The organism is Bradyrhizobium sp. JYMT SZCCT0428, from assembly GCF_018131075.1.
Taxonomy (GTDB): domain Bacteria; phylum Pseudomonadota; class Alphaproteobacteria; order Rhizobiales; family Xanthobacteraceae; genus Bradyrhizobium.
Genome location: NZ_JAFCLS010000029.1, coordinates 25,723 through 49,263 on the forward strand (window position 1 = coordinate 25,723; position 23,541 = coordinate 49,263).

The 23,541-nt window shown below is 63.0% G+C and carries 23 protein-coding genes; 11 read left to right on the forward strand and 12 right to left on the reverse strand.

Annotation, left to right across the window (positions count from 1 at the left end; all coding sequences use genetic code 11):
- Positions 1–239: 239 nt before the first annotated feature.
- Complete coding sequence (locus JQ575_RS26770) at positions 240–1,286, reverse strand: alpha/beta fold hydrolase (protein ID WP_212036123.1); 1,047 nt, start codon at positions 1,284–1,286, stop codon at positions 240–242.
- Positions 1,287–1,427: 141 nt separating this feature from the next.
- Here JQ575_RS26770 and JQ575_RS26775 point away from each other — a divergent pair, with 141 nt between their 5' ends.
- Positions 1,428–1,952, forward strand: a complete 525-nt coding sequence (locus JQ575_RS26775) for a MarR family winged helix-turn-helix transcriptional regulator (RefSeq protein WP_212036124.1) — start codon at positions 1,428–1,430, stop codon at positions 1,950–1,952.
- A gap of 16 nt (positions 1,953–1,968) precedes the next feature.
- Here JQ575_RS26775 and JQ575_RS26780 read toward each other — a convergent pair whose 3' ends face one another.
- Both JQ575_RS26780 and JQ575_RS26785 read right to left on the reverse strand, forming a co-directional pair.
- Positions 1,969–2,391, reverse strand: a complete 423-nt coding sequence (locus tag JQ575_RS26780; protein WP_212036125.1) for a hypothetical protein — start codon at positions 2,389–2,391, stop codon at positions 1,969–1,971.
- A gap of 207 nt (positions 2,392–2,598) precedes the next feature.
- Entirely contained in the window at positions 2,599–2,865 is a 267-nt protein-coding gene (locus JQ575_RS26785; RefSeq protein ID WP_211998036.1) for a His-rich protein BRANT, read from the reverse strand.
- 328 nt (positions 2,866–3,193) lie between these two features.
- Between JQ575_RS26785 and JQ575_RS26790 the strand changes: the two genes are divergently transcribed.
- The 4 genes from JQ575_RS26790 to JQ575_RS26805 all read left to right on the forward strand — a co-directional run bounded on the left by JQ575_RS26790 (position 3,194) and on the right by JQ575_RS26805 (position 8,559).
- Positions 3,194–3,733, forward strand: a complete 540-nt coding sequence (locus JQ575_RS26790) for a lipopolysaccharide assembly protein LapB (protein ID WP_212036126.1) — start codon at positions 3,194–3,196, stop codon at positions 3,731–3,733.
- A gap of 309 nt (positions 3,734–4,042) precedes the next feature.
- On the forward strand, positions 4,043–6,676 hold the full coding sequence (locus JQ575_RS26795) for an EAL domain-containing protein (protein WP_212036127.1): 2,634 nt from the start codon (positions 4,043–4,045) through the stop codon (positions 6,674–6,676).
- 929 nt (positions 6,677–7,605) lie between these two features.
- Positions 7,606–8,223: a T6SS immunity protein Tdi1 domain-containing protein gene (locus tag JQ575_RS26800; protein ID WP_212036128.1), complete on the forward strand. Its 618-nt coding sequence runs from the start codon at positions 7,606–7,608 to the stop codon at positions 8,221–8,223.
- A 39-nt stretch (positions 8,224–8,262) separates the two neighbouring features.
- A complete protein-coding gene (locus JQ575_RS26805) occupies positions 8,263–8,559 on the forward strand; it encodes a HigA family addiction module antitoxin (protein WP_192733985.1) in 297 nt (98 codons plus the stop codon).
- Positions 8,560–8,738: 179 nt separating this feature from the next.
- Here JQ575_RS26805 and JQ575_RS26810 read toward each other — a convergent pair whose 3' ends face one another.
- The 3 genes from JQ575_RS26810 to JQ575_RS26820 are packed head-to-tail and all read right to left on the reverse strand — an operon-like array spanning position 8,739 to position 11,176.
- Positions 8,739–9,068 (reverse strand): hypothetical protein, encoded by a 330-nt coding sequence (locus JQ575_RS26810; RefSeq protein ID WP_212036129.1) that lies wholly within the window; start codon positions 9,066–9,068, stop codon positions 8,739–8,741.
- Positions 9,069–9,075: 7 nt separating this feature from the next.
- Complete coding sequence (locus JQ575_RS26815; RefSeq protein ID WP_312016032.1) at positions 9,076–9,540, reverse strand: Imm26 family immunity protein; 465 nt, start codon at positions 9,538–9,540, stop codon at positions 9,076–9,078.
- Between the two features lie 40 nt (positions 9,541–9,580).
- Positions 9,581–11,176 (reverse strand): S10 family serine carboxypeptidase-like protein, encoded by a 1,596-nt coding sequence (locus tag JQ575_RS26820; protein WP_212036131.1) that lies wholly within the window; start codon positions 11,174–11,176, stop codon positions 9,581–9,583.
- A gap of 298 nt (positions 11,177–11,474) precedes the next feature.
- On the opposite strand from JQ575_RS26820, the gene JQ575_RS26825 reads away from it, so the two are divergent.
- The 5 genes from JQ575_RS26825 (at position 11,475) to JQ575_RS26845 (ending at position 16,550) form a co-directional block, all read left to right on the forward strand.
- Complete coding sequence (locus tag JQ575_RS26825; RefSeq protein ID WP_212036132.1) at positions 11,475–12,137, forward strand: hypothetical protein; 663 nt, start codon at positions 11,475–11,477, stop codon at positions 12,135–12,137.
- 49 nt (positions 12,138–12,186) lie between these two features.
- Positions 12,187–14,316, forward strand: coding sequence for an adenylate/guanylate cyclase domain-containing protein (locus JQ575_RS26830; protein ID WP_212036209.1), 2,130 nt, complete (start codon positions 12,187–12,189; stop codon positions 14,314–14,316).
- A gap of 122 nt (positions 14,317–14,438) precedes the next feature.
- Positions 14,439–15,218 (forward strand): NAD kinase, encoded by a 780-nt coding sequence (locus JQ575_RS26835; protein ID WP_212036133.1) that lies wholly within the window; start codon positions 14,439–14,441, stop codon positions 15,216–15,218.
- 180 nt (positions 15,219–15,398) lie between these two features.
- The gene (locus tag JQ575_RS26840) at positions 15,399–15,944 is read left to right on the forward strand and encodes a response regulator (RefSeq protein ID WP_212036134.1); all 546 of its coding nucleotides are present in this window, start codon (positions 15,399–15,401) and stop codon (positions 15,942–15,944) included.
- 27 nt (positions 15,945–15,971) lie between these two features.
- Positions 15,972–16,550, forward strand: a complete 579-nt coding sequence (locus JQ575_RS26845; protein WP_212036135.1) for an Hpt domain-containing protein — start codon at positions 15,972–15,974, stop codon at positions 16,548–16,550.
- A gap of 163 nt (positions 16,551–16,713) precedes the next feature.
- Here the strand turns inward: JQ575_RS26845 and JQ575_RS26850 are convergent, their stop codons facing one another.
- A complete protein-coding gene (locus JQ575_RS26850; protein WP_212036136.1) occupies positions 16,714–17,883 on the reverse strand; it encodes a DUF2336 domain-containing protein in 1,170 nt (389 codons plus the stop codon).
- Between the two features lie 284 nt (positions 17,884–18,167).
- On the opposite strand from JQ575_RS26850, the gene JQ575_RS26855 reads away from it, so the two are divergent.
- The gene (locus JQ575_RS26855) at positions 18,168–19,400 is read left to right on the forward strand and encodes a caspase domain-containing protein (RefSeq protein ID WP_212036137.1); all 1,233 of its coding nucleotides are present in this window, start codon (positions 18,168–18,170) and stop codon (positions 19,398–19,400) included.
- A 25-nt stretch (positions 19,401–19,425) separates the two neighbouring features.
- On the opposite strand, the gene JQ575_RS26860 is transcribed toward JQ575_RS26855, so the two are convergent.
- The 5 genes from JQ575_RS26860 to JQ575_RS26880 form a co-directional block, all read right to left on the reverse strand.
- On the reverse strand, positions 19,426–20,460 hold the full coding sequence (locus JQ575_RS26860) for a transglycosylase SLT domain-containing protein (RefSeq protein WP_212036138.1): 1,035 nt from the start codon (positions 20,458–20,460) through the stop codon (positions 19,426–19,428).
- A gap of 178 nt (positions 20,461–20,638) precedes the next feature.
- Positions 20,639–21,394: an amino acid ABC transporter ATP-binding protein gene (locus JQ575_RS26865; protein WP_212036139.1), complete on the reverse strand. Its 756-nt coding sequence runs from the start codon at positions 21,392–21,394 to the stop codon at positions 20,639–20,641.
- Positions 21,372–22,028 carry an amino acid ABC transporter permease gene (locus JQ575_RS26870; RefSeq protein ID WP_192733994.1) on the reverse strand — a complete coding sequence of 219 codons (657 nt, stop codon included), beginning with the start codon at positions 22,026–22,028 and terminating at the stop codon, positions 21,372–21,374. The genes JQ575_RS26865 and JQ575_RS26870 overlap by 23 nt, the downstream gene beginning before the upstream one ends.
- The gene (locus JQ575_RS26875; RefSeq protein WP_192733995.1) at positions 22,025–22,708 is read right to left on the reverse strand and encodes an amino acid ABC transporter permease; all 684 of its coding nucleotides are present in this window, start codon (positions 22,706–22,708) and stop codon (positions 22,025–22,027) included. Before JQ575_RS26875 ends, JQ575_RS26870 begins: the two co-directional genes overlap by 4 nt.
- Positions 22,709–22,727: 19 nt before the next feature.
- Positions 22,728–23,534 (reverse strand): transporter substrate-binding domain-containing protein, encoded by an 807-nt coding sequence (locus tag JQ575_RS26880; protein ID WP_312016033.1) that lies wholly within the window; start codon positions 23,532–23,534, stop codon positions 22,728–22,730.
- Positions 23,535–23,541: the final 7 nt, after the last annotated feature.

Sequence of the window (23,541 nt, forward strand, 5' to 3'; positions counted from 1 at the left end):
CTCAACTGTGACGGCGCGGCAACAAAGCGCTTTAGTTCCCTCGCATATAAGGTTTTTTCCAGCGTTAACCGGTGGGTATCCCGCTTTGTTGATGTCGGAGATAACTAAGGTAAGGTTCAAGGGTCGCCAAAAAGTGATTGAATTCCGTTCATCTTTTCGGCCGGGGACCCTTCCGCTAAAGTGCGCCATTCGGGGTTTCCGGGATGCCCTGTTTCAGGCTCCCGGAAGCCCGTCCCGGCTCAATAGCCGGCAACCTCGATCACCGCCTCGGCAAACGCCTGCGGCGCCTCCTGGGGCAGATTGTGCCCGATACCGCCGGTAATCAGGCGGTGCGCGTATTTGCCTGAGAACTTCTTGGCATAGGCGGCAGGATCAGGGTGCGGGGCGCCATTGGCATCACCTTCGAGGGTGATTGACGGCACCGAGATCACCGGGAATGCGGCAAGCCGCTTCTCCAGATCGTCATATTTCGCCTCGCCCTCGGCCAGACTGAGCCGCCAGCGATAATTGTGGATCGAAATCGCGACATGATCGGGATTGTCGAGGGAGGCCGCGCTGTGCTCGAACGTGGCGTCGTCGAAATTCCACTTCGGCGAAGCCGTCTGCCAGATCAGCCGGGCAAAATCGCGGGTGTATTTCTCATAGCCGGCCCGGCCGCGCTCAGTGGTGAAATAATACTGGTACCACCACGAAAGCTCGGCCTTCGGCGGCAGCGGCGCCTTGTTGGCCTGCTGGCTGCCGATCAGATAGCCGCTCACCGCGACCAGCGCCTTGACCCGCTGGGGCCAGATCGCCGCGACGATGTCCGCCGTCCGCGCGCCCCAGTCGAACCCGGCGACAACCGCCTTCTCGATCCTGAGCGCATCCATCAGATCAATGACGTCGACGGCGAGTGCGCCCTGCTGACCGTTGCGGAGCGTGTCGCTGGAGAGAAACCGTGTGGTGCCGTAGCCGCGTAGATGCGGCACGATCACCCGGAAGCCGGCGGAGGCCAGGATCGGCGCGACATCGACGAAGGCGTGAATGTCATAGGGCCAGCCGTGCAGCAGGATGACCGGGGGACCATCGGCGGGCCCTGCTTCGGCGTATCCGACATTGAGGAGGCCGGCATTGACCTGCTTGATGACAGGAAACGACGTGTGCGCGCCCGGTTTGACCGCACTCACCGGTTTGGCGTTACCGGACTGCGCGACGGCCGGACCGGCCAAAGCCACCTGGGCGGTTGCCAGCGTCACGGCCGCGGCGCTAAGAAAACGGCGGCGACCAAGGTTGATGTTGTCGGACATTTGGGTCTCCTTGGATGTACATCGAGTACGATTAATTCGGATACGATATAATTATTGATCCTGAAGTCAACCCTTCCGATTTAATCGTATCCGATATATATGCTCACCTGACGTCACGATCAGGTGTCCGGGAGCATCAGGATGAAACCGACCAAGCCTTCGAACCCAACGGCTTCGGATCCACGGCCATCGGATCCCAAGCTCGCCGACTTTCTGTGCTTTGCGGTCTACTCGGCCAACCTCGCCTTTGGCCGGGCCTACAAACCGCTTCTCGATGAACTCGGCCTCACCTACACGCAATACATTGCGATCGTGGCGTTGTGGGAAAACGACAACCAGACGGTTTCAAGTCTCGGCGAAAAGCTGTTTCTCGAATCCAACACGCTGACCCCGATCCTGAAGAAGCTCGAGACCATGGGCTACCTGCGCCGGCAGCGCGATGCCGCCGACGAGCGCCAGGTGCTGGTCAGCCTGACCGAGGCCGGGCGGGGCCTGCGCGAAAAACTCGGAGGAAGAAATCTGGTGAAGGCTTCCGGGCTTTCGCCGGAGGAATTCCCCAAGCTGCAGAAGGCAGTGGTCACGGTGCGCAACAACCTGCTCAAATCAATGCAGGATACGCCGAACGGCGCGCCGGCAAGCCCCGCGGCGGCAAAGCAACGCGCGTAATCCTGAGCGCGGAGCGCTACCGCGTCATCTTTTCCATGTCGGGGAATGGCGCATAGACCGCACCGGCGCAGGGCTCGCTGGCGTTTTCAATAATGCGATCGAGCCGGCCGTCGACGTAAAGTATCGCGCGTTCGCGCGGTTCGGCGTAATTGCCGTCGGAATCGCGCGGGCTGAAGCGCAGGCAACTGACGTAACGAAGCCGTCCCCCGACGACGCGTTGTATCGGCTCCGCCATCGCGGCGTTACGCACGCCGACCGGATTGTTGAGATAGGTCTTCATGAACGAGAGTATCTCGCCCTTGTAATTGTTGGGAAACGGCTGATTGGAGACGCCGCGATCGTCGGTATAGGTGATGCTCCTGCCCTCATCGCTGCCCGCGCAGGCCGCGAGCACGATCGGCAGCAACAGGATCGCCGCAAATTTTGCTGATGTCCCCAAGCGTTAAGTCTTCCACCTGCCCCCGAGGCTATCTCTTAGACCGGGCGGCGCCGAAATGGAATTCGCAACTCGGTTATCGCGCCCGGATCGGACCGCTGAAAACGGCTCCAACCCACGGCCATTGGGGAAGCAATGGCGCGTGGGTTGGCCTGATACCCGCCGGCGCGTCGGGGGAATGGGGATCGAACCGCGCCCGCGGCTCAGTTATCAGCCGCGCTTGCCGTGCGGAACGTGCTTGATCACGACTTTCGGCGTGGTGTGCGTCTTCAGCAAGCCGATGTGCTTGTGGTGGCGATGATGGTGGCGATAATGCTTGTGGTGATGGCGGCCCATCCGCGCATTGGCATTGAAGAACTTCGCGTTCGCCTGCTCCGCCCTGATCGGCGCGTGCATGGTCTTGCCGGGCGAACCGGCCAGCGCGGGTGCGGCGAGAACCGATACGGCAAGCAGCGCTGCGGAAATGGTCTTGAACATGGTTGTCTCCTCTTCCATGGATCGCAGGACTCTCCGGCCACGTGACCGACCCTCGCTGATCATGCAGACGACGCTAGCGACCACGCGCTGAACCCGTCGTGAAGCGCGACACCGGACTTCGTTCATCTGCATGACATCTTCGTCATGTTCCCGGCGCCATAGGGCCGCAGCGCAAAAATCACGGGAATGGCATCAAAGGGGCGGGAATGTTCCCAACCGCCAGGTGTTCAAATCAGCGAGCTTCGGTATAGGATCGCCTGGTGGCACCGTCCTTTTCTACTGATTTTCTCGAAGTCGGGTTTCTTGATCTGTTCAACTGGAGAGACGCATGACCAAACTTGCTATCAGACTTCTGACGCTGGCGATGTTGACGCTGGCGCTGACGGCGGCTCCCGTCGTCAGCGTGGTCTACGCCGCACCCGACAGCGATCCGCCGCCGCCGCCCGACAAAAAGAAGAAGCGATCGAGCGAAGTGCGCCCGAGCGCGCAGGAAACCGCATTTGCAACCGGTTATCGCGCCGCCTATGCCGCGATCTACGATCGCCACGACTACGCCTCGGCGATCGAACAGTTGAAGGCGCTCGGCCGCGACGACAGCGCCGCGGTCGCCAATCTGATCGGTTATTCCTATCGCCAGCTCGGCGACTACAAGGTGTCGCAGATCTGGTACGAGCGCGCGCTCAAGGCCGATCCGAACCACGTCAAGACCTGGCAATATTACGGCCTGTGGCAGGTCGAACAGGGCAACCGCGAATCCGCGCAATACCACTTGAACAAGATCGCGGCGCTTGCCGGCACATCGAGTGACGAATACCGCTCGCTCGCCGCGGCCCTCGAAAAGCCGCCGGGAACCGGTCTGGTTTACTGAGCCGTTAACGGCCTCGCGGCAGGAATACGAGCAAGAATACGAAAATGGACGGGTGCCGACGCAGTCCGCGGTCGGCACCTTTCCTTTTTGCACCACGCACGCGGAAATTGCGCTGCAGGCCGGCCGCTGAGGCCGGTTGCCTCGGCTATTTATTAGCGAATCCTTAAGGATGATCTCTTTCCGCCAGCCAAGGCGGGATCGAAGAACCATTTCAACACCCATGCTCGCCTAGGCTTTTCACCAAAATGACGCCGCCGCCCCACCGGACCAAGGCCCCGATGGGTTCCAGGCGCGCATCAGGGTTGGATGATGAGCACAGGCGATTACCCCGCGGCCGAAACGCCGGACGTTCTGCTGGCCGCGCTTGAGCGGGCGAACGACGCCGTGCTGATCCTGGATCGCGATCTTCACGTCAGCTATTGCAACGCCGCGGCCGAACTGATCTTCGGGCTGAACCGCGCAGCAGCGCTCGGCCGCCATGTCGGCGATCTCGGGCTCAAGGACCTGCAACATCATCATGTCGCGACGCCCGCCTCGGACCAGGTGAGCCGCAACGACGTTCCAAATGGACGCAACGCCGAGATCACGATCGCGCGCAAGGATGGCAGCCGAATTCGCGTGGCGCTGTGGCTTTCGAACATCGAGATCGACGGTCAGTGCCGCACCATCGCATTCGTGCGGGACATCACCAAGGAGGTCGCCCGGCGTGAAAGGCTGGCCCTGCTCTCGCTGGTCGCCGACCGGACCAGCCGCGCCGTTGTCGTCACCGATCACAATCTGAGGGTCGTCTACACCAACGCCGCGTTTACGGGAATGTTCGGGTACTCGCTTGAAGAGGCGAAGGACCGGTTTGCAGGCGAACTGCTGGTGGGCCGCTGTACCGACCGCAGGACCCTGGCCAGGCTGCGACGCTGGGTCGGCGAGGAAGCCGGCGGCGAAGAGGAAGTCCTCGCCTACGACAAGAACGGCGACGAGATCTGGGTCTCGGCCAACGTCAAGACATTCCGCGACGGGCGCGGACGGTCCAACTACATGTTCGCGCTGCTGACCGACATCACCGAGACCAAGCAGCTGCGTTCGCTGCAGCAGCTGATCATGAGCGCGCTGGCCGATGAAATCCCGATCGCCGACATCGCCGACCGACTTTGCCGGCGCGTCGAAGAGATCGCCCCTGACGTCGTCTCCTCGTTGCTGCACATCGACGCCGGCGGACTGGTTCACCCGCTGGGCGGCCCCAGCCTTCCCGAGGACTATTCGCGGGCGCTGGACGGCGTCGCGATCGGTCCAAACATCGGCTCCTGCGGCTCCGCGGCCTATTTCGGCAAGCCGGTGCTGGCGGAGGACATCGACACCGACCCGCGCTGGCAGCCGTTCAAGACCCGACCGCTCGAGGTTGGCCTGCGCGCCTGCTGGTCCACTCCGATCAAGGGCAAGGACGGCCGCGTGATCGGGACCTTCGCGTTCTATTATCGGGAATGTCGCGCGCCCAGCCGCTGGCATCAGCGGATCGTCGACGCCTGCGTCGATCTCGGCGGGCTCGCGATCGAGCGCAAGGAGGCCCGCGCCCAGATCGCGCGGCTCGCCTATTACGACATGCTGACCGGCCTGCCGAACCGCGCGCGCCTGCGCGATCTGATCCTCGAGGCGACGAATGCCTGCGCCGGCGGTGGACACGTTGCGCTGGCGTTTCTCGACATCGATAATTTCAAGGACGTCAACGATACGCTCGGACACTCGGCCGGCGACGAATTGCTGGTCGGATTTGCCCAGCGCCTGCGCGCGCAGATCCAGCCGGGCGACATGCTGGGGCGGCTCGGCGGCGACGAATTCGTGATCGTGCTGCCGAACCGCAACGCGGCCGAAGCCTCGCTGATGGCGTCGCGGATGACGGAGGCCCTGGTCAATCCGATTCAGATCGGCGCCAAGCAGGTCGCGATGTCCGCCAGCATCGGCATCAGCATGTATCCGGACAACGCGACCGATATCGATACGCTGATCCAGCAGGCGGATGCCGCCATGTACAAGGCCAAGCAGGCCGGCCGCTCCACGTTTCGTTTCTTCAGCGCCGACATGGACCGGCTGGCCGAACAGCGGCTGGCCCACAGCGCGGCGCTGCGGCGCGCGCTCGCCAACGACGTTCTGCAATTGCAGTATCAGCCGCAGATCCGGACCAGCGACGGCGGCATTTATGGCGTCGAGGCGCTGGCGCGCTGGTATGATCCGGAGCTCGGCGAAGTCTCGCCTTCGAAGTTCATCCCGCTCGCCGAAGAGTGCGGACTGATCGAACAGATCTGCATGTGGTCGCTCCGCGAGGCCTGCCGGCAAATGGCGGAATGGCGCGCGGCCGGCGTGGATATCCCCTGCGTATCGGTCAATCTGTCGCCGATCAATTTCCAGAACCCGAACCTCGCCGCAACGGTCGTCGGGATTCTCGCAGACCATGACCTGCCGCCGGAAGTGCTGATGCTCGAGATCACCGAAGGCGTGATCATGAACGAGCGCTCGGTTGCGATCGAGACGATGCATGCGCTTCGCGACCTGGGGGTCGGCCTGTCGCTGGATGATTTCGGCATCGGCTATTCGAGCCTGAGCCGGCTGGCGCATCTGCCGATCCGCGAGTTGAAGATCGACCGCAGCTTCATGGGCGATGTCGAGAGCGACCCCAGCGCGCTGGCGATCGTGACATCGGTGGTTCGCGTTGGCCAGAGCCTGCATCTCACCGTCGTCGCGGAAGGCGTCGAAAGCGACGGGCAGCTGAATTTGCTGACCGAACTTGGCTGCGACGTCGTGCAGGGATTTCTCTACGCCCGGGCGCTGTCGCCCGATGCGTTCGGCCGCTGGCTGCTCGACCATAGCGCCGCGCAGGCCAGCAGGATGCTGGGGCACGTCGGACGATCGCTGGCCGAGGCTTCGCCGCGCGCCGCTTCCGGCACGAACTCGTAAGATATCCGCAAACTCCCACAGCATCGGCGGGACGTAGCCCTGTCCGCGTCATTGCGAGCGAAGCGAAGCAATCCATATCGCCGCGCGCCTTCTCAGATCCGTCATCCTGAGGTGCGCGCTCTTGCGCGCCTCGAAGGACGACGGCCCGACTGTGGCCGATTCATCCTTCGAGGCTCGCTGCGCTCGCACCTCCAGCGACAACGGCGCAGCCGTTGCGCGGGGATGACGGGGAATCATTTGTCGCCAAGCTCAAGCACATACCTCAGCATTCTCGCGACGCAACGCGCCCGAGCTTTGCCAGAAATCTCCTTGCCCTCGAACATGAGGGCGCAGGGATGACCGGGTGCGCGCTGCACCCGCGGTCCCGTGTGCGATTTGCACTAAAAAGGCTGCACACGAGCATACAGGGCAGCGGAGAACACCCGGCCTTCCCTGCGCAATGGCTTTACGGCTTATGCCGTGATCTCCCCGGAGACGAGTTCTTGGTTGACTCCGTCGCTGACGGTTCAGCTCACGCTTCTCCGACAGCTTGACACCAGCAACGGGTGCCAGGACCACACGGTTTTACCGTACGCTCGATCCACGCCGTCGTCAGACGTGAGCCCAGCGTCCACCGCAACCCGCCCAACGTCCGTGACGACGGCCGACGCCCTCTGAGTGGGACGGGGTGGCGATAGATGCACACTGATTTGGGTCGGCAGACAACAGAAATATTTTTGATTTACAGAAATTTTCCACTTGACACGATTTCCGAAAATCAGCACCGACTTGCCCGTCGGGTTGTTTTGTCGCACCTGCTCGCTGCATCTCAACATTATGAGGCGGCCTGAGAATTGCGCAATGACGCTGACACCCACTAAACCGATGGTCGATTAAGTGCATCTATGCGCATAATGCGGCGATTGACGAGTGAAGTTCGGAGATCGTTGATGTTTGAAGCGTTCCAACGGAATTTTCCGCTTGACCACAGCCGAGTCTCCGAGGGTAAAGGGGCGACCGTTAAGTCAGACGTGCTCGCCTTCAATGAATTGATTGGCAGGTTCGGAGGCGCGTCGTTCAGACGCGGTTGGTATCGGGTGATCCGCGCAACCGACTTGGATGAATGGAAGGCACGTGTTTCTCTGGCCTTTCCCGAGTTTGCCGGGCGGATCATTTGCTTCGGCTATGACTGGTTGGGCCGCGCGTTTGCCGTGGACACACAGAGGCTCGAACGGGGACAACCTGGTGTCGTCATGTTCGAGCCTGGCACCGGCGAGGCCTTGGAAATAGCTTCCAGCCTTCAGACCTTCCACGACGATGAGTTGATCGAGTTCGGAGACGCAGCGCTCGCCATCGACTTCCATCAAAGCTGGCTGGCCAGCGGGGGAAGCCAGCCCGGCTATACACAATGCGTGGGGTATAGGAAGCCGCTGTTCCTTGGTGGGGCGGACGAGCTTGATAATCTAGAGCTATCCAATCTGGATGTTTACTGGCACCTCATGGGCAAGCTAATCGTGAAGACGAAAAGCGTTCCTCAGGGCACGCCGGTCCGCATCAACATAACCTGACGCCTCTAGGTCCGTAGATGGGGTAACGGGAATTCGCACATGGCAAAGAAGCTTCCGCCGGTTCATCCCGGCGAAATCCTGCGGGAGGAATTTCTTGTTCCGCTCAAGCTGACACCTTACGCGGTTGCGGCCGCGCTGCACGTGCCGCGCACCCGTATTGAGCGCATCGCGCGCGAAGAGAAGCCCGTGACGGCCGACACGGCGCTGCGGCTCGGGAAATTCTTCAAGACCGGCGCGGCGTTCTGGATGAACATTCAGGCACGCTTCGATCTCGAAACGGCCGAAGACGCGCTCGCGCCGCAGATCAAGAAAATCGCGGCCTACAAGGCGGCGTGAGAATTACGGCACATCCACGCAAACGAAAAAGGGCCGCTTGAATGAACAAGCGGCCCAAGTCTAGGGAGGAAACGCCCAAGAAGGGCAGCGGCGGCGCGAGGCGCCGCCGCACAGAAGCTATATAGGTACGGAAAAGCGCAGTTCAATATCCGGGATTGGCGCTCACTGCGCAGGGTGGATTAGCTGAAGGCGGTCACAAATGTACTTTTGACCTCAACAGCGTCGGGGTCCCTTGCGTCACCGTAACGCTTTATCGCAACGCCACCGTGTGCCAACGAGGCTGCCTTGAGTATCGGCTCTGCAACTTCGAACAGCTGATCAGCGTCGGGTCCATACATAAAAAGAACACAACGTCCTTCGCCTAACTCCTCGCCATCGAACTCGCCAACACCTCGTTCTTCGATCGCGCGCTGAAGCTCGTCTGCCAGATCAGCGACAGCTTCACGCTCGCGGCCTGACCCGAACGAGCCTTCCCGTAATATGAGATGCGCAATAACCGCATGTTCCATTGAAATCTCACACCAACATCTTACTCAATTTGGCTTCCACGAAGCCATAGCCCGCCAAGCCGTCACTGGGTAGATCGTTATCGTTTTCCAAGATCTCTTCGCTCAATACTTTGCTCGGATCGTTGTCGTCATATCTTACCAGTACGGGCCTGCGTATCCCCAATGGATCGCGTCTAACGGCGCTAGACATCGGCCACTTCGCAGGGTTCCAGTCGGGCAGCTTTCCAATTACGGGCCAGAGGCCCTTGAGTAGCCCCAAATCACCAAACCGCAGGCGAAGCACAGCATTCCCAGGTTCGAGACCAGCGAGATCTGCCTTTGCCTTCGATGGGAGTCGAGGACCGAAGAAGTAGCCGAACAGCAACCTCCCCTCGGATGCAGTTCGCGCGACGACCCCCCTGGCGGCTCCGCCCCTTTCCAAGGGAACGATGAACACCGAGCCATTAGGATATGAACATGTCACCGCGCACACTCGCCCGAAGCAAATTTTCGAACCACGTTCATCGAAGCCCTCACTTCATCAGCCCCTGAACCTCGCCGCGAAACGCCTGCCGCGCGGCGTCGCGCGAATAGAACATGTGGCCGCCGGGATAGACGACGAGCTTCACGCGAGCGGGGCTGGCGAAGGCCGGCAAGCCGTCGAGGATGATCTTCGAGGCAAAATACGGCGTGGCGAGATCGAACAGGCCGTGGCCGACCAGCAGTTTCATCTTCGGGTCGAGCGCGAGAGTCTGCCGCAGCTGGGAAACCGACTCGGCGGGTCCGCGGCCGAAATCCCAGGAACCGAGGACGCTGCCGTTGAGCAGATGATACGAGCCGTCCGGCCGCCAGTTCAGCTTGCGCGTGGTGAGATCGACGGCGGCGCTGGTCAGGGGCGCCATCAGCGAATCCCCGGAGGGATCGCCGAAATGCGAGGAGTCCGAATCCGGATAGGGGTCGAAGCCCGACACCGACGCGTCATAACGTCCGGTCACCCGGCCGTTGCGGCGGTCGAACTCCCTGCGGAATTCGCCGACCTCGAAGCGTCCGGCAAGCCGGCGGCTCACGGCCTGATCGATGCCGGTCAACGAGGCGACCCTGTCGGCGAGCCGGTTGGTGGCCTCGGCGTCCGCCTGCCCCCTGAGCAGGTCACTCACGAACTCGCCGCGCGCGTAGCGTTCGACGTCGGCGAGATCGGACCATTTCACCGGGCCCTTCGCTTCGCGCGCCACCGCGGCCATGGTGGGTAACCTGTGGACGTATTGCAGCTGGCTGGAGCCGGAAAATTCGCGGTAATCGAGCAAAGGAGAGACGAGGATCAGCCCGCGTACGCCGACGCCCTGCTGGGTCTGCAGGTTGCGGACGATCTTCGGGCCGCGGATGCCGCCATAGCTTTCGCCGGTGACGTATTTCGGCGACAGCAGCCGGTCGTATTTTTCGAGCCAGCGCCGGATCACCAGCGCGATCGAACTGACGTCGCCATCCAGGCTGAAGAACCGCTTGCGCGCGTCCTCGCCCGTCGCGACGAGGCGGCTGTAGCCGGTGCTCACGGGATCGATGAAGACCAAATCAGTGAAGTCGAGCCAGGTCTCGGCGTTGGGCACAAGCTCGGGCGAAGCGGAAGCCACCGCGCCATCGCCCGTAATCGACAGCCGCCACGGTCCGGCAGTGCCGAGCTGCAGCCACGCCGAGGAAGCGCCCGGCCCGCCATTGAACAGGAACGTGACCGGCCGCGTGCCGCGATCGGTGCCGTCAAGCTGATAGGAGGTGTAGGCGATGTCGGCCTGCGGCTCGCCTTTTTCGTCGAACAGCCGGATCGAACCTGCGTTCGCGGTGAAGGCCAGCGTGCGCCCGGGCAGCGCCAGCGTCTGCTTGGTGGTGGAATCCGGCGGCAGCCGATGCTGATCGGAGACCGGCTGCGGGGTAGCGGCGTCGCCGCGCCGTCCCCCGCCCTTCTGGCCCTGCGGCGGTTGCGGCGGAAGCGCTTGACCCGGGGTCGGCGTCGCGGCGGGTTGCTGCTGCACGGCCGTCGGGCTTGCGTCCTGGGCGCGCGCGCCGGCCACGCAAGACAGCATCACAAGCGTGATGGCGAGTTGCATATGACGCCGCGCGGTGAAGCGAAAAGCCATGACGTCCTGCTCCCTAAAGTCGCTTGCTCCGTTGCGCCGCGGATTTCAGCCTGGGATGGCGACAGAAGAGCTGTGCTACAACAGGACGAAATCCGCTGGCATCACAATCCCGACAGTATTGCGTGAAAGCTATCGGAATGACGCGGAATCCGTGGCTTCGGCATGGTTGTCCTCGCCGACCGTTAGGTGATATCGGTCGGTTCCGCCGGCGAACCGGCCAATTATTTTTTGATTCATCCATGAAACCATTTTGGCGCTGGCGAGACTAAAGAACCTGCGCTTTCCAATGGGGACCAAAATGAAACGTGCGATTGTTGCCTGCCTCGGCCTGCTGACGCTGGCTTCTCCCGCCGCGGCGGATTCACCGGTTGCGGTGGTCGAGGACATCAAGGGCAAGGTGACCGGCGCCGAGTTCATGGACTATGTGACGGCCCGGTCCGTCATCAAGATCGCCGACGGCGGCTCCGTCGTGCTCAGCTATTTGAAGTCCTGCCGGCGCGAGACCATCAGCGGCGCCGGCACCGTCGTCGTCGGCAACGAGGAGAGCATCGTCGATCAAGCCGTCCTCAAGGCGGAGAAGACGAACTGCGATTCCAACCAGGCCAACGCCACCACCAAGGACACCAGCGCCGTCGCCGCCACCCTGCTCCGCAGCGCCACAACCACTTCGCTGCCCGCGCCGCAGCTCACGCTTTACGGCGCCTCGCCGTTCGTGCAGGCGAAAGGCCGCGGCACGCTGGTGGTGCGCCGGCTCGACCTCGCCGGCGAGCGTCACCAGATCGCGCTCGGCGGCACCCAGCTCAAGGGCAAGTTCGTCGATTTCGCCGGCGAGAACGTCGCACTGGTCCCCGGCGGTCTGTACGCCGCCTCGTTCAAATCGTCGGAAATCGTGTTCCGGGTCGACGCCCAGGCTCAACCTGGCGCGACGCCGATCGTCGGCCGGCTGCTGCGGCTGGACTAGGCGTGCCGGACCTCCGCGCTTGAGAATCAGGCGCAGCACGCGCAACCAGATGGTGATCGCCGCCATCGCGCTGGTCTGCGCGGCGGCCTCGGTTTCTCCGGCGGTCAGGCCGATCCGCGGGCTCTCGCTCGATATCCTCACCGCGCTGCGCTGGGAAGTCTTTGGCCGCAGGCAGGATCCGGCGGCCTCTCCGACGGTCGTCATCGCGATGGACGAGGAAAGCCTGCGCACCGCCCCGTTCAAGGGCTCGCCGATGCTGACCTGGACCGGGGAGATCGGCCGCGTGCTGGCCGCGACGCTGGAAGGCGGCGCCAAGGTCGCCGGCTTCGATGTGGTGATCCCGACATCGATCGAGCAATCGGAGATCCCGTTCGGCGACAACATGCTGGGCACGAAGGTGCGCGGCTTCGACCGCGACTTCCTGCGCGCGCTGGCCGGCGCGGCCACCACCGGCAAGGTGGTGCTGGGCGAAACGCTCGGCGGTAACCAGCCGGTCAGGCCCTCGGCCGGACAGCGCATCGCGGTGCGGCAGCAGCAGAACATCCGGCCCCTCAACGTTCATACCGACCATGACGACGTGGTGCGGCGCATGCCGCTGACGTTCCCCATCAACGGCGCGAAAGTGCCTTCGATGGCGGTCGAGCTGGCGGCGCGCGCGATCGGCGCGGCTCCCGAATTCGACCAGAATGGCCGGATGACACTCGGCGGTTACCGGATCCCGGGCCGGGTACCGAACACGCTGACGCTGAATTTCGAGGGCGGCGCGGCCGACATTCCGACCTTCTCGTTCGCCGATCTGCGCAACTGCGCGGTCAAGGACGACAAGGACTATTTTCGGCGCTGGTTCGACGGCAAGGTCGTCATCTTCGGCACCGTTCTCGATATCGAGGACCGGCGCATGACATCCAAGCGCTTTGCGACCGGCATCGAGGGCGCGCGCACGCCGCGCTGCGCGGCCGAGAGCACGCCGGTCTCCGCCGCCTTCAGGACCAGTACGATCGCCGGCGTCTATATCCACGCCACCGCGGTCAACAACCTGATCTCGCGCAACGCGGTGGTCGAACCGGGACCGCTGTCGCGCTTCCTGATATCAGCCCTGTTCGCGGCGCTGGCGGCCATTGCCGCGTGGCAGCTCAGACCGCTCGTCGCGGCGACGGCCTGGGCGGTCATGGTCGTGGCCGGCATCGCCGGCGCCACCCTCGCCTTCAACCACGCGCTGGCGCTCCCGGTCGCCGAGCCGTTCCTCGCCAGCCTGCTGGCGCTGGCCTCGACGATCGGTTTCCGCTTTGTCGTCGCCGACAAGGATCGCCGCCTGCTGCAGAAGAGCTTTGCGCTGTACCTCGCCCCGCACGTCATCAACCGGATGCTGTCGTCGAACAAACTGCCGGAGCTTGGCGGCGAGACCCGCGAGGTGACGGTGTTCTTTTCCGACATCGAGGGGTTTTCCCTGATCGCCGAGAAGATGTCGCCGGACAGCCTGATGGAGCTGATGAACGAATATCTTTCTGTCATGACCGACGTCATCGAAAGCCATGGCGGCTATGTCGACAAATATATCGGCGACTCCGTCGTGGCGGTGTTTGGCGCGCCGGCCGACGACCCCGACCATGCCGCCAATGCGGCGCGCGCCGCGCTGGACTGCTGCACAAAGTTAGCCGAGCTCAACGCCTCCTCGGCGCTCTTTCACGAACACAAGCTGGCGCAGCGGATCGGCATTAATTCCGGCGAGGCGCTGGTCGGCAATTTCGGGTCGCGGCGGCGCTTCAATTACTCGGTCATGAGCGATGCGGTGAATCTCGCCTCGCGGCTGGAGGGCGCCAACAAATTCTACGGCACGACCGTCATCGCTTCGGAAACGACGGTGGCCCTTGCCGGCGACGCTTTCGCCTGGCGCGAACTCGACGCCATCAGAGTCAAGGGGCGCAACCAGGCGCTGAAAATCTACGAATTGCTGGCGCTCTCGACCGGGCTTGGCGCTTCCCGGCAGGCGCTGATCGCTCATTACGCCGACGGACTTGCGCATTGGCGGGCCCGGGAATTCGAGCTTGCCGCAACATGCTTCGAGCGTTCGGCTGACACCGACCGGCCGGCAGCGCTGTTTTGCCAGCGCGCCCGGGAGTTGGCTGAAAATCCGCCTGATAAGGATTGGGACCCGATCCGAACCCTGCAGGAGAAATAGCCGCTCCGGCCCTTCGGCTCGGGTTACCATCCCGGGCGAGGCGCCCTTCCATCTCGACAAGCGCCGCCAAGGTGTATAGACGAGCGCGGCGCAATCCGGCGCCACCATGAGCCCGTAATCCGATGGCCAGCCCCAAGCGATATGACCGCATCGCCTTCGTTGCGAGCGCTTCCGCCGAGGCGCAGGCGGCACTGGCGGAGTTGGTCGGGCTTTACGGCAATCACGAACCGGATACGGCCAATATCCTGGTGGCGATCGGCGGCGACGGCTTGATGCTGGAAACGCTGCACCGGTACATGCGGACCGGCAAGCCGATCTACGGCATGCATCGCGGCACCGTCGGCTTCCTGATGAATGAATTCTCCACGCACGACCTGCATGGCCGGCTGGCCGCGGCGCGCGAGACGCTGATCAATCCGCTGTTGATGCGCGCGACCGATATTCACGATCAGGTGCATCTGCATCACGCCATCAATGAAGTGTACCTGTTTCGCCAGACCTATCAGGCCGCGCATGTCCGCATCCTGATCGACGAGCACGAACGCATGGCCGAACTGATCGCCGACGGCATTCTGGTGGCGACGCCGGCCGGCTCTACCGCCTATAACCTCTCGGCGCAGGGACCGATCCTTCCCATCAACGCGGCGCTGCTGGCGCTGACCCCGATCAGCGCGTTCCGGCCGCGCCGCTGGCGCGGCGCCCTGCTCCCTAACACCGCCTTCGTGGTGATCGAAGTGCTCGAGGGCGGCAAGCGTCCGGTCGCAGCCGTGGCCGACCATGACGAAGTGCGCGACGTCCGCCGTGTCGAGGTGCTGTCCGACAAGTCGATCTCGATGCGGATGCTGTTCGACCCCGGCCACAGCCTCGAAGAACGCATCCTGCGCGAGCAGTTCGGACACTAACGTCGTCCCGATTAGGCTGTCGTCCCGGCTCAAGGCCGGGACGACGTGTTGATGGAGCGGTGACATAAGCTGCCGCCACAGCCCCCGCCGCACCCCTTTCGCAACCATTCGTTAACCGGCCCCGCGATATGGTTAACGCCGGGTGTACCGTGTTGCCCGGTATGCGCTTAGGGCCGGACCATGTATCGCATCGACTTCAACAAGCTGCGGTTTCTGATTTGCGACGACAACCCGCATATGCGCCGTATCCTGCGGACGCTGCTGCACTCGTTCGGCGCGCGCGAGGCTTATGAGTCTGAGGACGGTGCCACCGCGCTCGAAATGTACACCCACTATGTCCCTGATATCGTCATCACCGACTGGGCGATGCCGATCTTCGACGGGCTCGAACTGGCGCAGATGATCCGGCAGCCGGACTCCAAGGGCAACCCCTACGCGCCGATCATCATGCTGACCGGCCATTCCGACAAACGCCGCGTGACGGTCGCGCGCGACGCCGGCGTCACCGAATTCCTAGCTAAGCCTATCTCGGCCAAGGGGCTTTATCAGCGCATCCTCAACGTCGTCGCCAACCCGCGGCCGTTCATCAAGACCAAGACCTATTTCGGCCCGGACCGCCGGCGCAACACCAACAATGCCTATATCGGCCCCGAACGCCGCATCGGCGGCGAGATGGAAGTGATGCAGCAGCCGTCGCTGCTCGACAAGGCGCGATCCAGCGTCTAACGCGCGACACACCGCGAGGAACCCATCATGGCGAAGGAAAAACCCGGGAAGCTGGAGGTCACGAGCTTCGCCGATCACCACGTGATCACGCAGCCCAATCCGCTGCGCAAGGTGCTGCTGCGCGTTCCCGAATCCGACCTCGACGATCCGGTCGGGCGCGCCGAAAAAGCGCTGGCCGGGCTATCCGGTGAATTCAAGAACTGGATGGCGATCGAAGCCGACCGGCTTTCCGCCGCCCACGCCGCCATCCTGCGCAGCGGCTTCACCGACGACGCCCGCGAGGAACTGTTTCGCGCCGCCCACGACATCAAGGGAGATGCTGCGACATTCGGCTTTCCCTCCGCGGGCGCCGCCGCCGAGAGCCTGTGCCGCATCATCGAACACGCGCCCGATCTCGACCAGGTGCCGTCGGATCTGATCAGGCATCACATCAACGCCATTCAGGCCATCGTCCGTGAGCGCACCAAGCTCGACACCGCCGCCACCGCCGGCGTGCTCAGCCGTTCGCTCCGCGGCATCACCGACGAATTTTTGACCCACGCCAACCGCGACCGCCCCGAGCATCTCGAAGCGATTTTGGCGCCGAGTATTATTCCGGTGGAGTGAGGCGGGCTTTATCGACTCGTCGTCCCTGCGAACGCAGGGACCCATAACCACCGTCCTCCATTGCTGGAAAAAATAGCGACCACATCACTCCACCGGATAAGCCGCGGAGTATGGGTCCCTGCGTTCGCAGGGACGACACCGAATTTGATGTTGGAGAGTCGGCTTACGCCGCGATCAGATCGTCGTGCGTGATCGCTTCTTCCGCCACCAGCTCGTCGCAGAACTGGCGGGCTTCCTCGCGGGCCGATTCAGTTGCAAAACGGCGCAGCAGGATCAAGAGCGGCTCGGCGGCCTTGCGGTCGGTCTCGCAATGGGTCAGCACGCGCTCGACCATGCGGCGGCGCAATCTCGCCGCACCGCCTGGCGTGTCGACGTAACCGGTCTCGTGGCTGACCTCGAGCGCGATCCGGAAGGCGGCGAAGGTGGATTCCGGCAGGCCGGCGCGGATCAACAGCGCCTGCAGGCTGGCGCCGCCGCGGTCATGCAGCAGCGCGGTGACGCGGGCGTGCGGCAGGCCGGACAATTCAGCCAATGAGGCATCGAACAGTTCGAGATTGCCTGACAGCAGCGCGCGCAGGATCAGGCCGGCGGTGAGCTGGCCGGTGGCGCGCAGATGCTGCACCAGGCCCTGCATGTCCTCGCCGCGCGAACGCGCCGCGATGTTCACGGTCGAGCGCTCGCGCGCTTCAGAGGCGAGCCGCCCTGCCCGGTCCGGGCTCAACCAGTTCTTGGCGACGACGAATTGCGCCAGCGTGTCGGACAATTTGGCGACCAGCGCCAAGCGCGTGGCGGACGGCAATCCCTCCAGCACCAGCATCGATTCACGGATCGCGGCGAGATGGCCGTGGCGCTCGACGATGCGGTCCCAGGAAAATGGCGCCAGCTCCGCATAGGCGTTCTCGATCAGCTCGAGGGCGGCGGCCGGCGAGCCGACTTCGGCAATCGCGGCGGATACCGAAGGCGGCAGATTGACCCGGCGGGCGACCGCGCACTGCGTCTCGCTGTTGCCGGTCGCGACGATGTCGACGAGGTCGGCGTCGATCAGCAGCGGGGAATGTTCGAGCACCGGCAGCGCGATTGAAGCCTGGTCGAGCGCGAGCGCCTGCACGATCGCGGCTGGAGCCTCGGCGCTGCGCGAAAACACCTGCGACATCGCCTGGCGGACCAGCGGGGATGGATCGTCGAGGAGCATCAGCAGCGCACCCTCGGCGGCGGCGCGGTCGTCCTCGGTGAGATCGGAAATCAACCAGGCCCGCGCCAAAGACCGCGTCGCCTCTGCCCGCTCGCCTGCCGGAGCGGTACGTATCCAACTGATGAACTGCCGAACGATCATGGTCTAGCCGGCCTACGCAACCCGAAACGACACCGTGACGCGGTGCCACTGTCATAGAAAATAAACCATGACGCTTAACAAAGGGTTCACCATAAACGTTTGGGATTATTGACGTTTCGTTAAGGGAACTCGCGCGGATCACGAAATGGGCCGATAGAGCGCCCCGCCGCCGACCACCGAAACCGCCCGGATTTGGCGCGTTCTCTTGACGCGAACCATCTCGACAAGAGGCGCCAATCCTTGCCTAACTACCCCCTGATATTTCCACTGGGCGAGGCGTAGGCATGCGCTCAATTTTTGTTTTGTCGATATTGCTGTTGGTCTTTTCGACCGTGAACTGCCGGGCGGAGAAGCGCATTGCGCTGGTGGTTGGAAATTCCAACTACCAAAGCGTCAGCCCGCTCGCCAACCCCAGGAACGATGCGGCGTTGATCGCCGAGACGTTGCGCAAGGTCGGCTTCATCCTGGTCGGCGGACGGGCGCAAATCGATCTCGACAAGCCGGCGTTCGATCGCGCGATCCAGACGTTTGGTAACGAGCTCACCGGCGCCGACGTCGCGCTGTTCTATTACGCCGGCCACGGCGTGCAGGTCCGCAACGTCAATTATCTGGTTCCGACATCAGCCAATCCGGTGAAGGAGGCCGATGTCGATTTCCAGATGGTCGACGTCAACCTCGTGCTCCGGCAGATGGAGGGATCGGGGACAAAACTGAACCTCGTGATCCTCGATGCCTGCCGCAACAATCCGTTTGGCGGGCGCGGATTGCGCAGCACCGAGAGCGGGCTTGCACAACTGCGCGCGCCCGAGGGAACGCTGCTGTCCTACGCCACCCAGCCCGGCAACGTCGCGCTCGACGGCACCGGCAGCAACAGCCCCTATACGTCGGCGCTGGCGCAGGCGATCCAGAAGCCGGGGCTCGACATCTTCCAGACCTTCAATCAGGTCGGCCTGCAGGTGAAACGCGCGACCGGCGGATCGCAGCAGCCCTGGGTTTCGTCCTCGCCGATCGATGGCTCGTTCTATTTCGCAAGCACGACACCGAACGCGCCGGTCGCAGCGCCGCCGCCGAATGTCGTGGCGCCGTCTGCGCCGCCGCGGCCTGTTGCGATCGATCCTGCGCTGGAGCAGCGCGCGACCGCCTTTGTCATCGAGGACATGAAGCAGTCGCAGGGCAGCGCCGCCGATTTCATGAACTACGCCCGTCGGTCGCTCGACGAGCGAATTGATTACTATGGAAAATCAACAGCTCGCGACGAAGTCCTCAAGGACAAGGAGAGATACGTCAAGAACTGGCCGAACCGATCGTACCGGCTGCAGATGGATACGATACGAACCTCGTGCGACCAGGCGAGATCGGTTTGCCAGATCAGTGGCACGCTGGAATTCAGTCATTCCAATCCATCGAACGGCAAGAAGTCCGCAGGCACCGCGTCGTTCGAATACGGCATCAGGTTTGGCCCCGACGGCGGCAAGATATTTTATGAGCAAGGCAAGACGCTGTCGGCACAGAGGTAGCCCACGGTCTATGTGCTGAGCAGCCTTAGCTGCTGAACGTGCCGTTGCGATCGCTGAACAGATCAAGCCGGCCCGGCGCGCGGACTTCCGGTTTCTGCCCCGATACCAACGGCGTCGGCGTAGCCGAGGCGACCGAGGTTCCCCTGCCCCACAATTCCTGCACCGCAGGCGAAATCGGCTGGCTGCGTTCGCCCGCCTGGAACAGCGAGCGGAAGATCGGCTCGGGCTGCGCGGAGGCGGTCTGCGATGTCGCGACGACCGGCGTCACGCTGCGGGTATCCGGGAAGCTCGACAGATAGGCCGCGTTATCGATCGCGGGTGTAGCCTGAGTCGCGGACGTCGCTTGCGTGGCGCTCGCGACGGTCACGCGGCGCGGCAGGTCACCGCCGACGGCCGCCATCGCGGTGCGGGTGGCCGGCGAACTGGCGGCGCTGGCGTAGCGCGAGTTCAGCACCGAATAGACCTCGGAGACGCTGCGGCCGCGGCCCGAACGATCGTAGAAGATCGAGCGGTTGGCCTCGGCGGCGGCCGGAAACATCTGCACCGCGGAGGCCCGCGGATTGTCCTCGGCGTTCGAGATCAGTTTTCCCGCGCCGCCGACGCCCATGAAATGCGCCATATAGAGTTCGGCGTCGCTCGGCCGGCGGCCGATCTTGCCTGTCAGCTTGAAACTGTTCGACTGCGTCAGCACCCCCGCCATCGACGACGCGGCTTGCGGATCGTCGCGCAGCTTCATGATCTCCGCACGCGCGGTCGGGTCGCTGACCGAATAGCTGCCGGACGGATTCTTGGTGATGGCGTCGGCATATTTGCCATAGCCGAGCTGGCTGCCGGCTTCCTTGACGGTACCGAGCCAGGTCTGGTCGATGAATTGAAACAGCCCGCGTGCCGACGAGGTGGTCGCCGCCGCCTTCGGGTTGAAGTTGGATTCCATCTTGGCGGTGGTGAGCAGGTATTCGAAGCTCGTGCCGGTCGTCGAGGCAGCCTGCTTGATCGAGCCCGCGATCTTCGTGCGCGTGGGATCGACACCTGCCGTGGCGTTCAATGTGTCGACCGACATGTTTCCTGGTGCCCCGCTCCCCGCGAAACGACCGCGCGGCCTGTGCGAAATCGCAATCAGCGCCCAATAGTGAGCCACACTGGGACAGTTATGGTTAACGGGAGGTTAAAGAGATGCCCGGGTCTTTCCAGGATGCGCTGTTGGCGAAGGCGCGCCACGATTTCAGCCGGCATCTCGGCTACAGCTCGCTCGAGATGAACTGCTTGAATTCGGCGGTCTGCGGCCGGGCGAACAGTTCCGAGGTCAGTCCGCTCTCCCAGATCTTTCCTCGATGCATGAAAACGACCTGGTTTGCGACCTTGCGCGCGAAGCCCATTTCATGGGTGACGGTGATCATCGTCATGCCGCGTGCCGCGAGATCTTCCATGACGGCGAGAACTTCTGCGGTAAGTTCTGGATCAAGCGCCGAAGTCACCTCGTCGAAAAGCATGACCTGGGGGGACAGAGCGAGCGAACGCGCAATGGCGACCCGCTGCTGCTGCCCGCCGGACAACTGCTCGGGATAGGAATTGATCTTGTCGGTCAACCCGACGAGTCGCAGCACTTCGGCAGCCTTGGCCTGCGCGGCGTCCTTTGGCTGCTTCTTCACCAAGGTCAGCGCCAACGTGATATTCCGCTGCACCGTGAGATGCGGGAATAAATTGTAGCCCTGAAAAACCATGCCGACATCGTGGCGCAACTGGGCGCGAGCGGCCTTGCCGGGCCGGCCGACTTCATGGCCGCAAACTTCGATCTTGCCGGCCTGGATCGTCTCGAGTCCCGCGATGCAACGCAGCAGCGTGCTCTTGCCGGATCCGCTGCGGCCGACGATGGCCACGGTCTGGCCACGCGCCACCTCGAGGCTCACACCGTCGAGAACACGCAACGTCCCGAACTCTTTCACCACGCCTGTAACCTGAACGACGGTGGCGCTAGTGGCTGGCGCGGCCTGCATTGGCTCTCCTTTCGAGGAAACGGCTGGCCAGCGACAGCGGGTAGCACATCGCAAAATAGATTGCGGCCACGATACAGAAGATGATGAAGGGCTCGAAGGTCGAGTTGTTGACGATCTGGCCGGCGCGCGCGAGTTCGACAAATCCGACCACCGAAGCCAGCGACGTATTCTTCACGATCTGGACCATGAAGCCCACGGTCGGCGGAATGGCTATTCGGACGGCTTGCGGCAATATCACATAGGCATATTGCTGGAAGCGACCGAGGCCGAGGCAATCCGAAGCCTCCCACTGCGTGCGCGGCACCGCCTCGATGCAGCCACGCCAGATCTCACCAAGAAAGGCGGCGGCATACAACGTCAGCGCCAAACCGGCCGCGACCAATGGCGCCAGCTTGTAGCCGAGGATGCCGAGGCCGAAATAGGTCAGGAACAGTAGGATCAGAAGCGGCGTGCCCTGGATGAGCTGGATGTACCCGCCGGCGACGATGCGTAGCGCCTGGCTCGGCGAGACCCGCATCAGCGCGATCGGCAGGCCGACGAGGGCGCCACCCGCAAATGCGATCAGCGACAGCAGCACCGTCCATTGCGCTGCTGTGACGAGATACCAGATGTGGTGAGCGTTGAGCTGGATCATAGGGCGGTGCCCAGCCGCCGGCGACGCTCGAAGATCACGAGGCCGATGGCCTTGAACGCCAGCCTGTAGAGAAGGGAAAGAGCGAGATAGATGACCGCGACAATGATGTAGACTTCAAAGCTACGATACGTATCGGACTGCACGTTATTGGCGACGGCGGTCAGCTCCTCGGCCGAGATTTGCGACGTGATCGACGATGCCAGCATGAGAAGTACAAACTGGCTGGAGAGTGCGGGATAGACCCGCTCGATGGCCGGCAAGAGAACGACGTGCAGGATCGACTGAAGCCGCGTCAGGCCCAGGCAATCCGCCGCCTCGAGTTGGGTTCGGTGGACGGACTGTATGCCCGCCCGCATGATCTCCGTCGTATAGGCGCCCATATTCACCACGAGCGCAATGACGGCAGATGTTTCGGCCGAGAGTTTGAGGCCCATGCTGGACAGGCCGAAATAGACGATGAAGATCTGCACCAGCAGCGGCGTATTGCGGATCAGCTCCACATAGAAGCCGACCAGCAGCCGCAACGGACGCCCGCCGTAAACCCGGGCGACCGCGCACAGCGTGCCAACGACGAAGCCGAGAGCGATCGACAGTACCGTAAGCTGGATCGTAAGCCAGGCGCCGTTCAGGAAGGCCGGCCACTTCTCCAGCAGGAACGAGAAGTCGAACTTGTAGAGCATCGCCGCCCGGTCCTGCCGTTTAGTTGGCTGCCTTCAGCAACTGCTCCACCGGAATGTCGACGCCATGATACTTCTTGTAAATCGCGCCGAGCTTCCCGTTCTGAAGGTTGTCCTTCACCCAGCCGTTCACCCACTCCTTCAGCTTGGGCTCTTCCTTGCGCATGCCGATGGCGAGGTAGAACGTCTGCATGGTGATCCGCGACTCGGCCGTGCGTGCCGGGTTTTTCTTGCTGATCGCCGGCAGCAGCGAGCGCGCCGTCGCGAGGATGTCCACCTGGCCCGACGCGAATGCGAGCGCCATCGTGGCGTCGTCCTCGTAGCGCACCAGCTGGGCGCCTTTCGCCTGCTGGGTAAGGTCGCTGTCCTGCGTCGTGCCACGCACGACGGCGACCTTCTTGCCAGCCAGGTCGGACATCTCCTTGAGCGGGACCGCGCTCAGCGACGCCACGACCGACGGGTGATCGGCATAGGGAATCGAGAAGTCGATCACCTTGGCGCGATCGGGCGTGATCGACAGCGTGGAGACGACGAGGTCCGCCTTGTCGGTCTGCAGCATCGGAATGCGCGTGGGACCCGTGGTGGTCACGAGTTCCAGGGCGACCCCGAGATCCCCAGCGAGAAGCTGCGCAGTATCGACGTCCGATCCAGTCGGTTGCAGCTTGTCATCCGTCATGCCGAACGGAGGGATGGCCGTGTCGATGGCGATCCGGACCTTGCCCGCCTTCTTGATGTTATCGAGCGTATCGGCCTGTGCCGATGCAAATGATAGCGACAGGGCTGCGAGCGCCAGACCTGCGATCAGGCGGCGAGAGATCATATTGGTCATGGCTGGT